Raw genomic sequence first — 15,488 nt, 5'->3', positions numbered from 1 at the left:
ATACTACCCGATTTACCGACAGGGTCAACAGTGATTTCAACATTTATTATTAAAAGTCGTTAAAGATTAGGGCTTACCTGAAACCCGCCGCAAAGCAGCGCAAGTATTGATCTAGGACAAAACGACTACCGCCCTCTCCCCTACGCTTATAGATAGAGGATGTTGAGGTTCATCCTTTCAAAACCGAAACGTCGATTATAAAAGCAAGGGAGAATAACCATGACCATAAAAGCCACTTTACTACCGGCACTGGCTGCTAGCAGCTTTCTCGTTGCAAGCGTAGCTCTGGCTGACGATGGCTTGGAAAATTACCGCCAACGCTTCGAGGCACTGCCTTACCTTCCGCCAATCCCCGCGAACAACTCATTAACAGCGGAGAAGGTCGAACTGGGCAATATGCTTTTCTTCGAGCCACGCATCTCTTCGAGTGGTGTTATTAGCTGCGCCACCTGCCACAACCCCGCGCTTGGTTGGGCTGACCGAATTCCTCGCGCTGTCGGCCACGATGGGCAGGTCGGAGAACGAAATACCCCCACCGTGCTGAACAGTGGCTTTTTAGGATCACAATTTTGGGATGGCCGAGAGCCTGATTTAGAAGGCCAAGCACTAGGTCCTATCGAAGCACCTGTGGAAATGGCGATGGATCTGGAAATGGCCCTGGAGCGGCTGGTGGGATTCGAGCTCTATCAGGAAAAATTCAGCGCCGCCTATCCTGACCAAGAAGAACCTATCACCGATGATAATTTGGCTCATGCGCTGGCAGCTTTCCAACGTACGCTCAATACACCCAATTCCCCTTTTGATCGTTACCTACATGGCGATTTGGAGGCGATTAACCAGCAAGCCAAAGACGGCATGGTGGCCTTTGTAGATAACGGTTGTATTGCATGCCACCGCGGCCCTGCTTTAACCGATAGCCAATTTCATGCGATTCAGGTACCAGGCTCAACCGATTTGGGTCGTTATGTCGTGACTGAAGAGGAGAGCGACAAGTACCGTTTCAGAACGCCCACACTGCGTAATGTGGCGGTGACCTACCCGTATATGAATAACGGTGCGACTGAAACACTGGAAGAGGCGGTTGCGATAATGGGCCAAGAGATGCTTGGCCGGGAGTTTGATGATGACACCATTAGTGATATTACCGCGTTCCTTCATACACTAACCGGTGAAATGCCTGATTTTGACGTACCGGCGCTACCCTGAGCTACTGTTCCAAACCGACACGCAAACTATCGCCCTAGCAAAAGCAGCCGCCTGGTCATTGCGACCAGGCGGTGAAACGTTACACTGCCACTAAGCGCGCCAGCAGATCTTCACGGCGCTGCGGGGTCACAAAAGCTTCTTCAATAGCGTTACGGGTTAGCTGACGAAATACCGCTTCGTCCCAACCAAACGCATCGGCGCAAGCAATGTGATTGGTCAACATACCGCCACCAAAATAGGCGGGGTCATCCGAGCTAATGGTTACTTTGAGCCCTTCAGCTAAAAGCTTGGGCAGGGGATGATCACGCAGATCCTCGACTACCTTTAAGCTCACGTTTGAAAGCGGGCAAACCGTTAGAACAATCTGTTCACTGCGCAAACGCTCAACTACTTCATCACTTTCCAAACAGCGCACCCCATGATCAATGCGCTGAACATCAAGTACATCCAAGGCTTCTTTAATATACTCTGCGGGCCCTTCCTCCCCCGCATGCGCCACGCGCACAAGTCCAAGCTGCTTGGCACGCTTAAACACCTCCGCAAATTTTACCGGTGGATTATTCTGTTCAGCACTATCCAGACCGATAGCATCCAGCATTTTCCAATAGGGAGCGGCTTGTTCGAGTACATGCAACGCCTCATCTGCGGGACGGTCGCGTAGAAAAGCTATAATCATGCCGATAGAGAGATCGAGGTTCTCCTCTGCCTCTTGCTTAGCTTTTAATAGTCCAGCCATGACCACTTCAAGCGGCACGCCACGCTGTAGATGCGCCTGGGGATCAAAGTGCATGTCGATATGCACAACGCCCTCTCCTCGCGCGCGCTTGAAATAATCCATCGCCAGGTCGTAAAAGTCTTCCTCGTTACGCAGCACGCTCATGCCCTGAAAATAGAGATTCAGGAATCCCTGCAGATCGTTGAAGTGATAAGCATCTTTGGCTTCCTGAGCTGTCGTATAGGGCAGCTCAATTCCATTGCGCTGCGCTAGTGCAAACATTAACTCTGGTTCCAGCGAGCCTTCGATATGCAAATGGAGCTCTACTTTAGGAAGATTGCGTAAAAAATCGTGCATGGAGGGCTCCTAGCTGTCTTATCAATGAATCCATATCGCTCATTATCGATTATTTAAGCGGGCATTGGCTAAGTTTACCGGCATCTAGATGCCAGTGGTACTCGACCCCAGGCAATGGGTTCAGCGAACTAACTTGATGGACAAAGAGTATAACCGTTCGATTCATTAGCCATTGATCCAGGGAAACCGCGAGGAGTTTTGCCGTCGCCGTATCAACACCTGCAAATGGCTCGTCAAGGATCACCACTTGAGGGCTGCGAAGCATTAGCCGTGCTAATGCCAGGCGCCGACCTTGGCCGCCCGATAGCTGCTGGCCTTTTTCGCCCACCGCTGTGGCTAAGCCTTGCGGCAGTTGCTCAACCCAACTATCCAATGCAACGGCCCTCAATACCTCCCAAAGCTTGTCATCGCTTGCGGTGGGGTTGGCAATACGCAGGTTCTCAGCAATAGAGGCATCAAATAAATCCACCTGCTGAGTAAGCATGGCAAAATGGCTAGCACGGATTTCAGCCGAGAGCTGCCACGCTGGCACGCCGCCTACCATTGCCTCGCCCTGAGTCGCTGTTAAGCGCCCCATCAACACACTGGCTAAAGACGATTTCCCCGCACCAGAGTTGCCGGTAATCACTGCTCGCTTTCCAGCGGGAAGATGAAGGTCAATACACCTTAGCGCGGGCTCTAATGTTTGCGCATAGCGCAGGGAGAGCTGATTAACCTGAATGTTTAGGCCAACGTCTTTAGGTAGCGAAACGGCAGGGGCAGCCGAAGATGAATCATGGGTTAACTCATTTAACCGACGCGCCGCTGCATAGCTAGCGCCCAGCTTGATAAAGCTAGCAGGTAGCGTAATAAATGCCTCGTTCGCTCCCAGCGCTATCAATGCTGCCATCACCAAAATAGGCCCCGTCACCAACTGCTGGCTAAATATCAGGCTAGCGAACCATACGACTGCCACGACCATTAACCCGCTGATGACACTCACCAGGCAGTTGATTAGCGCTGCCTTACGCCCCAAGCGGCGCTGGTTGTTGAACGCTTGCTGCTCTTGAGTCGCGATCATCGTCCGGTGCCACCGGTTCGTTTGATAGCTCATCAATTCAGCCGAGGCCTGAACTTGATCGACCACTAAGCGGCGCAGCGACTGTTGATCAACCACCTGCTGATAGCTATGCGAAAATCCCCAGGCGGCAGCTAGCAGGGTCGCTACTAGCCAGAGCAAGCCCAGCGTCAGCGCCATCAGAACGGCGACCCCGGGCAACCAAATAGCTACAAAAAGCGACACAGCCACCACGCTAAGCAGCGCCACCAACGGCGGCACCAAGAGTCGGAGATAAAAATTATCCAGGGTATCGATATCCGCCGTTAAACGGCTCAGCCAGTCGCTGGCACGCTCACCGTGCAAGCGACTGTCGTCAAGGCGGGTTAAATAGCCAAATACCCGATAACGCAAGTCGGCAAGCAGCGTTAACACCGTATTATGGTTATACAGACGCTCGACATAGCGCGCCACGGTACGCGCCAAAGCGAAAAAGCGAATGCCGCCACCGGGAACATAAACATCGAGCCGCGCAGGAATACCCTGGGCCAGGGCGATACCGGTCAGAGCACTGGCGGTAATAAACCAACCCGACAACCCCAGCAGCGCAAGCCCCGCTATCAGGGTGACCCACACCAGCAAAGCGCCCACTAAAAAGCGTTTTCGCCGCCGCACTAAAAGCAGCAGCCAAGGACGAAATTCGCTGTAAATAGCCATCATGAGGCCACCTCTACAAGTTCACCCTGCTCAAAAGCCAGATGGCGTTGGGCAACGGCGATCACGGCCGGATGATGGGTCGCTATGACCAGGGTGCGCCCCTCTTGGGCAAGCTCAAGCAAAGCAGCCATAACGAACTGTTCTGTCTCTTGGTCTAAACTTGCCGTAGGTTCATCTAACAGCACCAACGGTGCATTGCTAAGGTAAACTCGCGCAAGTGCAAGGCGCTGGGCTTGGCCACCCGACAACCCGACTCCACGCTCGCCGATTAACGTATCCATACCCTCTGGCAGCTGAGTTAACAGCGGCCCAAAACCGGCACGATGCAGGGCGACGAGCATTTCTTCGCGGGAAGCTTCAGGTGCTGCCAAGCGCAGATTATCGATCAGACTGCCGTGCAAGAGACTGGGCTGCTGGTCAAGCCAGGCGTAGTGGTTATTCTCTTGCCGCAGATACTCGCCAGCGCTGGGGGCGATAAAGCCGGCGAGCAGTGCCAGCAGCGTTGACTTGCCGCTACCGGAAGCACCGCTAAGCGCTACTACTTCACCCCGCTGAATGGTGAGATCGATTGGGCCTATCACTTGCCCACGGCTAGGGTAAGCAACGCATGCAGCCGTTAATTCTATAGCCGACTTCTCTGATAGCGGCGCCCTGTGTCGAAGCCCACACACCAAACCTGGTTGATTGAGAATATTCACCACACTCTCGGCGGCACCCAGTGCCGCCGCGCGATCATGATAATGCTGAGAAAGCGTGCGCAGAGGCTGGAAAAATTCGGGGGCGAGAAGTAGCACCGCTAAACCCGAAAAAAGCGTCAACGATGTTGACGGCCCGTACTCGATGTAGCCCAGCAGGCCGAAACCGACATACATAGCCACGACCGCAATCGCTACCGAGGAAAAAAACTCCAGCACCGCTGATGAAAGAAAAGCCAACCGCAGAGTACGCATGCTAAGACGCCGATACTCATCGGTGGCATACCAAACATCCTGCTGCGCGGCAGACGTACGGCCAAAGAGCTGCAGTGTGGTCATGCCGCGCACGCGGTCAATAAAATGCGCTGACAATCGCGATACTGCAACAAACTGGTCGCGATTAAGGCGCTCAGCCCCCATGCCGACTAATGCCATAAACAGCGGAATTAACGGAGCAGAAAGGAGCAGAAAAACAGCCACAAAGTAATCTAGCCAACCCGCCACCACCAGTATCAACAGCGGCAAGCAAAGCGTAATCCGTAACTGGGGATAAAAACGCGCGAAATAGCCTTCCAGCGCATCGATATGCTCGACCACTTGGTTAGCTAGGGAGCCGCTGTGCTCGCTGGTTAGCCAAACCGGGCCTAGAGCGGACAGTTTATCCAACAGCTGAGCTCTGGCACGCTGTCGAATTCGCAGGCTCGCTTCCAGGCTCAGTGTTTCATGCCCCCACTGAAAAGCAGCGCGTAACAGCACACTGCCCACCAGCAGGGAAAATATCGGTAATAGAGAAAAGGGTGATCGCTGATGCACCACTAGCTGATCAATAAGCCACGCAAGGCCCACCACCACGACTATCGTTTGACTACCTGCCAACACGCCGCAAAGCGCTGATCCAAGCAGGCGTTTTCGCTCCCCCTTAGCCAACGCTTGAAGCCAACTGCGCGGCGCAAGAGAAAGCGTTTCTTCAGTGACCATGGATCAGTGGTATCCCTCACCTACACGCACTTTGCCGCGGAACACCCAATAGGTCCATGCGGTATAGGTCAATATAATCGGGATAACGAATACCATACCTACCAGCAGGAACAGCTGCGACTCCGGCGAGGAAGCCGCATCCCACAGCGTATAGTCCGGTGGCACGATAACCGGCCATTTACTGACGATCAGTCCTAAATAGGTGAAGACATAAATGCCGATAGTGGCCAGGAAAGGCACCCCTTCACGCCGTTTTTGCACCGAACGAAAAACCACAAAAGCACAAGCCAAGGCAGCAAATGGAAAAACCCAAATTAGTTGAATATTGCCGAACCAGCGCTCCCAGACCAGAGGATTCACAAACGGCGTCCAGAGACTAATCACGGCGAAAACAAACAGTACCAGCGCCAGCAGCAGCGGAGTGATTTTATAAGCCCAGTCCTGTACATGTCCTTCTGATTTCAGTATCAGCCAAGTCGCCCCTAACAGCGCATAACCTGCCATCAAGCCAAGCCCCGTTAGCACAGAGAAAGGCGTTAGCCAGTCAAAGGCGCCGCCCACATAGGCAAAATCTTCAACCGGAAAACCCTGGATATAGGCCCCTACCACGGCACCTTGCGCAAAGGCGGCAACCGCCGACCCCCAGCAAAAAGCGCGGTTCCACCAGCGCCTGTTACGGCGTGACTTGAAACGAAATTCAAAGGCAACGCCACGGAATATCAAGCCTGCCAACATTAAGAAAACGCCGATGTAAAGTGCAGGCAAAAACACCGAATAAACCAGCGGGAAGGCGCCTAATAGTCCGGCCCCGCCGAGCACTAGCCATGTTTCATTGCCATCCCATATTGGCGCCACCGAATTCATCATCACATCCCGGGCATCTTCATCGGGAGCAAAGGGGTAGAGAATACCTAGCCCCAAATCAAATCCGTCCATCAGCACATACATCATGATGCCGAAACCAATAATGAAGGCCCAAACTAACGTTAGATCAAACATTTCCATGTCTAGCTCCTCACCGGGTCAACGTCATCGTCAAAAGGTGTATGTGCCGCCGACATAGGCCGCATTGGGCGTTTGAAGTTTTCGTCGGTGGTATCGCGCTCCTCTTCCGGTAGCATGCCGTTGCGAACCACTCGCGTGAGGTAGTAAATGCCCGCGTAAAACACCACACCGTAAACCAAGGCATAGCCAATCAGCGTAAACAGGGCCATAGGGCCAGTGAGTGAAGGCGTCAACCCCTCGGCATGGGTCATCATGCCGTAAACCAACCAAGGCGAACGGCCTGACTCAGTGACGATCCAGCCCGCCAAAACAGCAATAAACGGCATGGGAATCATAGCCGTCAGGCCTTTTAAGAATAGCCGCTTGTCATAGATGCGCCCTTTGCGGCGCAACACCAGCCCCGTCAGCGCCACCGCAATCATTAGCAGACCAATGCCCACCATGACGCGAAAGCCCCAGAAGACGATCAGCACTGGCGGCTGCTCTTCAGGCGCCGCTTCACTAATCCCCGGAACCTCCCCATCAACAGAGTGGGTCAAGATGATGCTGGCCAGGTTTGGGATACCCAGCTCAAAGTGGTTGGTTTGCGCTTCCTGGTCAGGGATGGCAAACAGCAGCAGCGGCACATTGCCGGAGGTCTCCCAGTGCCCTTCCATGGCAGCCACTTTAGTCGGCTGGTGCTCTAGGGTGTTTATGCCATGGAAATCGCCGATGACTGCCTGAGTCGGCGCCAAAAAAAGCAGCAGCCATAGGCACATAGAGAGCGCGCGGCGATTCGCCTCCGGATCTCGATCGCGCAACAGAAACCAAGCGCTCACCCCAGCGACAACAAAGCCCCCGGTCAAAAACGAGGCAACGGCCATATGCATAAAGCGGTAAGGGAACGACGGATTAAAGATCGCCTCGCTCCAGGAGGTCACGTGAAAGCGGAAGTCAACCAGCTCTACGCCCGCAGGGGTATGCAACCAGCTGTTAGCGGATAGAATCCAGAAAGAAGAAATAAAGGTGCCCACCGCCACCATAATGGCAGCAAATAAATGAACCCCTTGAGGCACCTTACCGCGGCCGAATAGTAGCACGCCCAAGAAAGCTGCCTCTAAGAAGAACGCAGTGACGACCTCATAGCTGAGCATGGGGCCGAGGAAATTCGAAGAGGCCTGGGAAAAATTGCTCCAGTTAGTGCCAAACTGGAACGACATAACGATACCCGACACCACCCCCATCCCAAAGACAACGGCAAACACCTTTGTCCAGAATAGTGAGAGGCGATCCCATGCAGGGTTCTTCGTTGTGAAGAATAGACCATGGAGCAGCGCAATATAGGACGCTAGACCAATCGTAAATACGGGGAAGATAGCGTGAAACGACACGACGAATGCAAATTGCAGTCGCGATAACACCAGCGGATCAAGTTCCATTTCACTCTCCTAAGACCTGAATCGGTATCCCATGGATGGGTTAACACAAGCTTAGTTGAGCCTTCATGGCACGACACTTTTAGTTATAAGCACTAAGCTTATTTCTTTACGCTAGTTTTACAGTATTTTTCTTGCGCTGCTTTTCCTGCGTCACTCTGCTTCACGCAGCTTCGCATCTGCCACTAGCGCCCCTCTTGGACAACCATTGTATTATAGTCGCTGGATGTCCAAGATGAGTCGCATTGACGCACCAATCACCCTTGCGGTGCGGTATGACAAACTCGGCACTATCGCGACATGATGACGACGCTGACCATATAGCCGGTGTACGCGATAAACAGCGCTAGCAGAATCCCCCCTTCTAAGCGATTAATGCGGCGCGGGCGACCTCGCCAAGAAAACGCAAACAGGATCATCAGCAGCGTCATACCGGTCATCACGCTCCAGTCGCGCACCAGTACCTCTCTACCCGCTTCAATTGGCGCAATGACACCCGCAAGGCCGACCACCGCCAAGCTGTTAAACAGGTTAGACCCGACCACGTTGCCCAGCACCATATCGTGCTCTTTTCGACGCAGGGCAGTAATCGAGGAGGCAAGCTCAGGCAGTGACGTCCCAATGGCCACTACGGTCAAACCAATAATCAAATCACTCACACCAAAGCGCAGTGCAATTTCAACAGCACCCCATACCAGCAGCCGAGAACTAGCGATGAGCAGCACCAGTCCCACCAGCGTCCACATGATGGCTTTACCCCGGGACATCGGCTTGCTATCAAGAGTTTCAGCGACCTCAGACACCAGCGCATCGTCTGGCTGATTGCGAGAACGCAGAATGCTCGCAACAATAAAGACAACCAGCGCTAACAACAGGCCCACAGCCTCCCAGCGCGCCACGAATCCGTCCAGCAGCATTAGGCCCGTTGCTAGCATGACCAGCATCAATATCGGCATCTCTTTACGGATAACGCTAGAGTGCACTGATAGGGGGGCAACAAGGGCTACCAAGCCGAGGATTAAACCGATATTGGCAATATTCGAGCCGTAGGCATTCCCCACCGCCAAACCTGGATTTCCGTCCATCGCCGCTAGTACTGACACCATCATTTCCGGCGCCGAAGTACCAAACCCAATTACCAGCATACCGATCAGTAGGGGCGACAAGCCTAGCCAACGTGACGTCGCCGCAGCGCCGTCAATAAACTTCTCGGCGCTCCAAACCAGTAAGATCAATCCAACTACAACCGCTAATGTGGGAAGCAACATTTCATTTCCTTCATGACATAATGATCGGCGATGTTTGTAGGTCGTGTTCCTGAGCAAAACTTCATGGCGACGGTAGTAAGATGCTATGACTAGCAATGCCTGCCACTATATTGCGACACTAGCACGCAAACCCGACGCAGAAGTACGCGGCCAATCAGGCTGAATTTAACTGTTCGCCATTGCGCCGCAGCATCGTTGTCTAAACTAACCCATTGGTCAAGCGGCTAGACTACGTTTTTAAACATTATTTCAGTGACATAGACTTGCTAAAATGCGTGTTTGACAGCCTAATCCGCCACATCCTAGTAGTTTTGCTAGGAGTTCGCACTGAGAGTTTTGGTTTTTGCGTCCACAAAAATTGATTAAGCGCCGTCCACTGCCCGTCAACGCCCCCCTTGTTGACAGCCTGCCGCCTGAGGCCAGAACTCAGCGTCGCCGTTTGCGTGCCTGCCACGAATGCGACTGGGTATCGGCTCTGCCGCCATTGAATTCTGGCGAGAAAGCAAGCTGTCCACGCTGCTCACACGTTTTGGTTAAACGCCATCGCTACCCCGCTCAGCGCAGTATGGCCCTAGCCATCGCCTCGCTTGTCGCCCTAATGCTGGCAGTGTCGTTTCCGTTCATTAGCTTTACGGTCAGCGGAGTCAGCAACCGCATCGAGCTAACCCAGACCGCCACCACACTGATTGGCTTTCACCAGCCCGTGGTGGCTATCGCCGTCATTATGACCATAGTGGTGCTGCCCGCCGTGTACTTACTCGGCGTTGTCTGGCTTCAATTTGGACTACTTCGCGATCGCCCCCTGCCGTTTAGTCGCGATATCGCACGCTCACTGGCGCATTTAACGCCGTGGATGATGGCCGATGTCTTTATTATTGGCGCCTTGGTGAGCCTGATAAAAATAGCCGGTCTGGCTGAGGTGGCAATAGGGATCTCCTTCTGGGCGTTTTGTGCATTTGCGCTGCTGCTGCTGATGACAAGTCAGTCCCTGGATGCCGATTGGATGTGGTTCTCACTTGAGGGAGAACCACTGGCGCCCGAAGGCACCCGTACAGGACTCCCTGCTGGCGAACAAGGGCTAACCGGCTGCCCAACCTGCGGACTGATTAACCGCCTATCGCCCCAGGGTCGTGGACACTGTATTCGCTGCCATGAAAAGCTTCATCAGCGTCTTCCTAACAGCTTGCAGCGCACTTGGGCTCTGCTGGGTGCCTCTGCCATTATGTATATTCCAGCCAATGTCTACCCCATTATGACCACGACCAGCCTAGGCAACTCCTCACCTTCGACGATTATTGGCGGTGTCGTGCAATTGATTCAGATGGGCTCGTGGCCGATTGCTGCGGTTATCTTTATTGCCAGTGTTATCGTACCGGTGGGCAAACTAGTGGCGCTGATATGGCTTTGCCTGGTGGTTAAGCGTAGCAGTGCACTGAATGCTCAAAGCCGTACGCGACTGTATCGGCTAACAGAATTTATTGGACGCTGGTCAATGGTCGATGTCTTCGTGGTGGCGATTTTAGTGGCACTGATTCGCGCCGGCTCTCTAATGTCGATCACGCCAGGCCCTGCATCGCTCGCCTTTGGCTCTGTGGTTGTGTTAACCATGCTCGCGGCAATGACCTTTGATCCGCGCTTGATTTGGGATACTCCCCTCCCTCCTCGCCACCCTCTTCTTCGCCGTAAAGCGGCCACCAAGGAACCTGTTGATGGCTAACGAAACAGCATCGTCAAACTCTGACCCAACTAGCGATCAGGAGCTAAATAAGGCCAAAACATCGCGCCAGACCCGGTTATCTCCCATTTGGGTGGTACCCATCGTCGCGATAGCTATTGGGTTATGGCTGGTTTACGACAACTACGCTAGCCGTGGAACCCAAGTGACGCTGACCATGGAGAGTGCTGAGGGCATTGAGGCGGGCAATACGCTGATTCGCAGCCGTAATGTTGAAGTGGGTCGCGTGCAGAGTGTGCGCCTGTCTGACGACCTTTCCCATGCCGTGCTGACCGCTCGTATTCAGCCGGAGGTTGAGGATCTTCTGCGCGAAGATACCCGTTTTTGGGTGGTCAAGCCGCGCATTGGCCGTGAAGGCATTAGTGGATTGGGCACCGTGCTCTCCGGCGCTTATATTCAGCTTGAGCCCGGAACGGAAGCCGCACCGCGGCGAGAATTTCCCGTTAGCGATATCCCACCCGTTGCGCCCGCAGGCCAAGCGGGACTTCGCCTTAGCCTGACGAGCCAGTTGGGTAACTCACTGCGCGTAGGTGACCCGGTGTCTTATCAGGGCTACACCGTGGGGCGCATCGAAGAGAATAGTTTTGAGCCTGAGTCACGCACCATGCAGCATCAGCTCTTTATTGAGGAGCCATATACCGATTTAGTCACCGACAGCACCCGTTTCTGGACTTCTAGCGGTGTTGATTTCCGCTTGGACGCCGATGGCGTTCGAGTTAACGTCGAGTCATTGGAGGCACTGCTGGGTGGCGGTGTTACCTTCGGCGTGCCCGAAGACCTGCCCATGGGTCAACCGGTTGAAGCCAATACGCGGTTCACTCTCTACGCTGATGAAGATGCTGCCCGAGAGGGAACCTTCAATCGCTATTTGGAGTATGTGCTACTGGTCGATGAAACAGTGCGCGGACTTTCCAAAGGCGCGCCAGTAGAGTTTCGTGGTGTACGAATAGGCACCGTTGCTGCCGTGCCCTGGAATTTTACCGCGCCACAGCCAGACTCTCGCGCACGCTTTGCCATACCCGTACTGATTAGGATTGAGCCTCAGCGCTTGGGTATTGAAAATAGCGATATTGACTTGGAAGAGTGGGAGGATCGGTTCCAGCGCATGTTTGGCCTGGGGCTGCGAGCCTCGCTAAAAAACGGCAGTCTGCTAACCGGTGCCCTGTTTGTCGACCTCAACTTCCAGCGCGACTTAGCCGATGAGTATGTTGCCGAGCGATTCTCGGATCGTGACGTATTCCCCACCGTGCCTGGCGGCTTTGCCCAGATCCAGGCTCAGGTGACCGATTTACTAGATAAGTTAAATGCACTTGAAGTTGAACCGCTGCTAACCGGCTTGGATCGTAACCTTCAGGCTTCCGAGAGCATGCTGAATGAGGTTCGCGACGTGAGCGCCTCTCTTAATCAGTTGCTCAATGATCCTGAAACCCAGGCCATTGGTGGAAACCTTAACGCGACGCTGGATGAGCTGCGCAGCACGCTACAGGGTTTATCCCCTTCATCACCGGCCTATCAAGAGTTGACAACCGCCATTGAGCGATTGGATCGCTTGATGCGTGACTTACAGCCTTTGACTCGGACGCTCAACGACAATCCCAGAGCACTGTTGTTTGATAATCTGGATACTCAAGATCCCATACCGCGTGCGCCACGTGATTAAGGAGCTAACGATGTTTACATGGATGAGATGTTCACTGCTGCTGATCTGCCTGTTGCTATCCGCCTGCGCCAGCAGCGTCACGCCCCCCGCTCGCTATATGCTGCCAAGCGACCCACTGGCTAGCACGCCCCGCCAGCCCGCGGGCACGCTTATAGTGAGTTCCCCTCGACTTGCCCACTACCTGGATGTCGACGGCATTGTCATGCAACTAGACGACATTACGTTGAACGCCGCTCGGGAACATCAGTGGGCAGAAGGATTAGGCAGACAGTTAGAACGAAAACTGCGCGCCAATCTGGCGCAAGCGCTACCAACGCTTAGGATTATGCGTACGGAAGGCGAACAAGCCAACGCATTGACCCTGCGCCTGAACGTTGATCAATTCCAGGGCCGCTTTGACGGTGTCGCCGTGGCCAGCGGCCAATGGCAATTGCTTAACGATGCCGGTGAACTGCTAGCGATGGAAAATTTCTATGCAGAGACACCCCTTGCCGAGGATGGCTACCCCGCCCTGGTTCGCGCATTGAGTGATAGCTGGGATCAAGCCGCCGAACTTATCGCCACTCAAATACGTCAGGGCGATTATTTTGATTAATCAGCGCTTTTCTAAACTGAGTTTGCTGCACTACGCTTAATGCTAACCCCCTCAGGGATGTCAATATGACAGCTGAAACAAGCCAGACCACGGGTCTGCCCGCTGAACAACTGCGCGATGCCATTAACGCCCTCATGCATACCGTCACGGCAATGCTTGAGGGTGAATTGAGTCTTGACCTACTCGAAACCGCTTTAAATAGCCACGACGCCCTGCATGACCAGTTAGCAGCACAGAGTAGTGACACCTCAACGCTAGCCGCGCTTCAGCGCATTGAGCAATTTATTATTCGTCAAGCGGGGCACTATTTTCAAACGGCTAGCGTCGATTTTGATGAACAGCAAAACAGTCGTTTTATCGCCCTCTTTGCGCGACACCTACTCGCGCTCGACGGCATAGGGCCAGCCACGGCCCGCCAACTGTTTCAACTAGGTATTTTCACCCCTGAGCAGTTTTTTGTATTAACCCCCAAGGAAGTGGCCCAGCTCAACTTGCCCGCGACTACGTTAGCGCGGTTAATTCCACTGCATGCCCAGGCCCCGCCACTGGCACGATTCAGCGAAACAAGCTGAGGCCCCATAACCGTGTTACACTACTCGGCTTATTACTGACACGTAGTTTTCTGGTGTGTCCGTGCGCACCAGGATGATAGTGCTGCTTTGGCACTATAACCTTCACGTCTCCTGTCACGGTCATCCACGGCTAACCAACGACCATCGCGGCACGCTGAATTATCTGGCACACTTCGCTGCCGCGAAGGTGAATCAACCTCGCTTTTTGAACATAACACCTAGTGATAACAACCACTTACCGGTATTAACTCACTAGGTGACTGCGGAGAACGCATGAGCTTTTCTGAACTTGGCCTGCACGCCGATTTGTTACGCGCTGTCACAGCGCAAGGTTACACTGAGCCTACCCCGATACAACGACAGGCTATTCCCGTTGTACTAGAAGGTCGTGACATGCTGGCCAGCGCCCAAACCGGCACGGGTAAAACCGCTGGTTTTACGCTGCCGATGCTGCAACGCTTAAACACCGGCAAACGACCTACAAAGCGTCAGGTACGTGCACTAGTGCTAACCCCTACCCGCGAGCTTGCCGCTCAAGTAGGCGAAAGCGTGTCGACCTACGGTCAACATCTGGCACTGCGCTCTCACATTATTTTTGGCGGCGTCGGCCAACAGCCTCAAATCGATGCACTGAAAGCCGGTTTGGATGTACTGGTTGCCACTCCAGGCCGCCTGTTGGATCTTCACCAGCAAGGGCATGTGGATCTCTCCTGCGTTGAGATTTTAGTGCTTGATGAAGCTGATCGCATGCTGGATATGGGCTTCATTCATGACATTAAGCGGTTGTTGCGCCTAGTGCCTAAAAAGCGCCAAAACCTGCTGTTCTCAGCGACATTCTCTAACGAGATCCAAACCCTGGCGCAACAGTTGCTGGATAACCCGGCGATGATTGAGGTAGCGCCACGGAATGCCACAGCCGACAAAATTGAGCAGGCCATTTACCGCGTTGACCGCGAGAAGAAGCGCGAGCTGCTGGCTCACTTGATTCAGCAACATGGCTGGTTCCAGGTGCTGGTATTTACGCGCACCAAACATGGTGCTAACCGCCTTGCAGAGCAGCTCTCCAAGCAGGACATCCCTTCAATGGCGATCCATGGCAATAAAAGCCAGGGAGCGCGCACTCGCGCACTAACGGCATTCAAGAGCGGCGACCTGCAGGTACTCGTGGCCACCGATATCGCTGCTCGCGGACTGGATATCAATGAGTTGCCCCACGTCGTCAATTTTGACCTACCCAACGTGGCGGAAGATTATGTCCACCGCATTGGCCGCACCGGTCGGGCTGGCAGCAATGGCGAAGCCGTTTCGTTGGTGTGTGTCGATGAAGACGGCCTGCTGGGCAATATTGAGCGGCTAATCAAGCAGAAGCTAACAAAGCACATTGAACCTGGCTTTGAGCCCGACCCCAGTATCAAACCTGAGCCCATCGAAAATGGCCGTCGCAATCAACGTCAGCCCCGCGCCAAACGCAAACCCGAAGGCCAGAGCGCCAATACCGGCGGCGAACGTAAACGCCGCGCGCGGCGCTAGCTCA

Annotated in this window: 12 protein-coding genes; 6 read left to right on the top strand and 6 right to left on the bottom strand. The window is 53.9% G+C overall.

The window, feature by feature from the left end:
- Nucleotides 1-219 precede the first annotated feature (219 nt).
- Nucleotides 220-1,206, top strand: coding sequence for a cytochrome-c peroxidase (locus tag SR894_RS09500; RefSeq protein WP_133733482.1), 987 nt, complete (start codon nt 220-222; stop codon nt 1,204-1,206).
- Nucleotides 1,207-1,285: 79 nt separating this feature from the next.
- Here SR894_RS09500 and SR894_RS09495 read toward each other — a convergent pair whose 3' ends face one another.
- From SR894_RS09495 to SR894_RS09470, 6 genes are all read right to left on the bottom strand, one after another.
- The gene (locus tag SR894_RS09495; RefSeq protein WP_133733483.1) at nt 1,286-2,278 is read right to left on the bottom strand and encodes an adenosine deaminase; all 993 of its coding nucleotides are present in this window, start codon (nt 2,276-2,278) and stop codon (nt 1,286-1,288) included.
- A 49-nt stretch (nt 2,279-2,327) separates the two neighbouring features.
- Nucleotides 2,328-4,034 (bottom strand): thiol reductant ABC exporter subunit CydC, encoded by a 1,707-nt coding sequence (gene cydC, locus SR894_RS09490; protein ID WP_133733484.1) that lies wholly within the window; start codon nt 4,032-4,034, stop codon nt 2,328-2,330.
- The gene (gene cydD, locus SR894_RS09485; RefSeq protein ID WP_133733485.1) at nt 4,031-5,704 is read right to left on the bottom strand and encodes a thiol reductant ABC exporter subunit CydD; all 1,674 of its coding nucleotides are present in this window, start codon (nt 5,702-5,704) and stop codon (nt 4,031-4,033) included. Before cydD ends, cydC begins: the two co-directional genes overlap by 4 nt.
- A 3-nt stretch (nt 5,705-5,707) precedes the next feature.
- Complete coding sequence (cydB, locus tag SR894_RS09480) at nt 5,708-6,709, bottom strand: cytochrome d ubiquinol oxidase subunit II (protein ID WP_009286907.1); 1,002 nt, start codon at nt 6,707-6,709, stop codon at nt 5,708-5,710.
- Between the two features lie 2 nt (nt 6,710-6,711).
- Entirely contained in the window at nt 6,712-8,127 is a 1,416-nt protein-coding gene (locus SR894_RS09475; protein WP_133733486.1) for a cytochrome ubiquinol oxidase subunit I, read from the bottom strand.
- Nucleotides 8,128-8,414: 287 nt separating this feature from the next.
- A complete protein-coding gene (locus SR894_RS09470) occupies nt 8,415-9,392 on the bottom strand; it encodes a calcium/sodium antiporter (protein WP_133733487.1) in 978 nt (325 codons plus the stop codon).
- 343 nt (nt 9,393-9,735) lie between these two features.
- Here SR894_RS09470 and SR894_RS09465 point away from each other — a divergent pair, with 343 nt between their 5' ends.
- From SR894_RS09465 to SR894_RS09445, 5 genes are all read left to right on the top strand, one after another.
- Entirely contained in the window at nt 9,736-11,109 is a 1,374-nt protein-coding gene (locus tag SR894_RS09465; RefSeq protein WP_227405125.1) for a paraquat-inducible protein A, read from the top strand.
- Entirely contained in the window at nt 11,102-12,787 is a 1,686-nt protein-coding gene (pqiB, locus tag SR894_RS09460) for an intermembrane transport protein PqiB (protein WP_133733488.1), read from the top strand. The genes SR894_RS09465 and pqiB overlap by 8 nt, the downstream gene beginning before the upstream one ends.
- A 10-nt stretch (nt 12,788-12,797) precedes the next feature.
- Complete coding sequence (locus SR894_RS09455) at nt 12,798-13,382, top strand: PqiC family protein (protein WP_133733489.1); 585 nt, start codon at nt 12,798-12,800, stop codon at nt 13,380-13,382.
- A gap of 65 nt (nt 13,383-13,447) precedes the next feature.
- On the top strand, nt 13,448-13,954 hold the full coding sequence (locus tag SR894_RS09450) for a helix-hairpin-helix domain-containing protein (RefSeq protein WP_133733490.1): 507 nt from the start codon (nt 13,448-13,450) through the stop codon (nt 13,952-13,954).
- A 273-nt stretch (nt 13,955-14,227) separates the two neighbouring features.
- A complete protein-coding gene (locus SR894_RS09445; RefSeq protein ID WP_133733491.1) occupies nt 14,228-15,484 on the top strand; it encodes a DEAD/DEAH box helicase in 1,257 nt (418 codons plus the stop codon).
- Nucleotides 15,485-15,488: the final 4 nt, after the last annotated feature.

It is taken from the genome of Vreelandella neptunia, from assembly GCF_034479615.1.
In the GTDB taxonomy this organism is placed as follows: domain Bacteria; phylum Pseudomonadota; class Gammaproteobacteria; order Pseudomonadales; family Halomonadaceae; genus Vreelandella; species Vreelandella neptunia.
Note: the sequence above shows the minus strand (reverse complement) of the source record. Positions and strands in the feature narration are given on the sequence as shown.

Excerpts from the sequence above, each read along its gene's own strand:
- SR894_RS09495 (WP_133733483.1), bottom strand. The coding sequence starts at position 2,278 with ATGCACGATTTTTTACGCAATCTTCCTAAAGTAGAGCTCCATTTGCAT.
- SR894_RS09450 (WP_133733490.1), top strand. The coding sequence starts at position 13,448 with ATGACAGCTGAAACAAGCCAGACCACGGGTCTGCCCGCTGAACAACTG.
- SR894_RS09475 (WP_133733486.1), bottom strand. The coding sequence starts at position 8,127 with ATGGAACTTGATCCGCTGGTGTTATCGCGACTGCAATTTGCATTCGTC.
- cydD (WP_133733485.1), bottom strand. The coding sequence starts at position 5,704 with ATGGTCACTGAAGAAACGCTTTCTCTTGCGCCGCGCAGTTGGCTTCAA.
- SR894_RS09470 (WP_133733487.1), bottom strand. The coding sequence starts at position 9,392 with ATGTTGCTTCCCACATTAGCGGTTGTAGTTGGATTGATCTTACTGGTT.
- cydC (WP_133733484.1), bottom strand. The coding sequence starts at position 4,034 with ATGATGGCTATTTACAGCGAATTTCGTCCTTGGCTGCTGCTTTTAGTG.
- SR894_RS09455 (WP_133733489.1), top strand. The coding sequence starts at position 12,798 with ATGTTTACATGGATGAGATGTTCACTGCTGCTGATCTGCCTGTTGCTA.
- cydB (WP_009286907.1), bottom strand. The coding sequence starts at position 6,709 with ATGGAAATGTTTGATCTAACGTTAGTTTGGGCCTTCATTATTGGTTTC.
- pqiB (WP_133733488.1), top strand. The coding sequence starts at position 11,102 with ATGGCTAACGAAACAGCATCGTCAAACTCTGACCCAACTAGCGATCAG.
- SR894_RS09500 (WP_133733482.1), top strand. The coding sequence starts at position 220 with ATGACCATAAAAGCCACTTTACTACCGGCACTGGCTGCTAGCAGCTTT.
- SR894_RS09445 (WP_133733491.1), top strand. The coding sequence starts at position 14,228 with ATGAGCTTTTCTGAACTTGGCCTGCACGCCGATTTGTTACGCGCTGTC.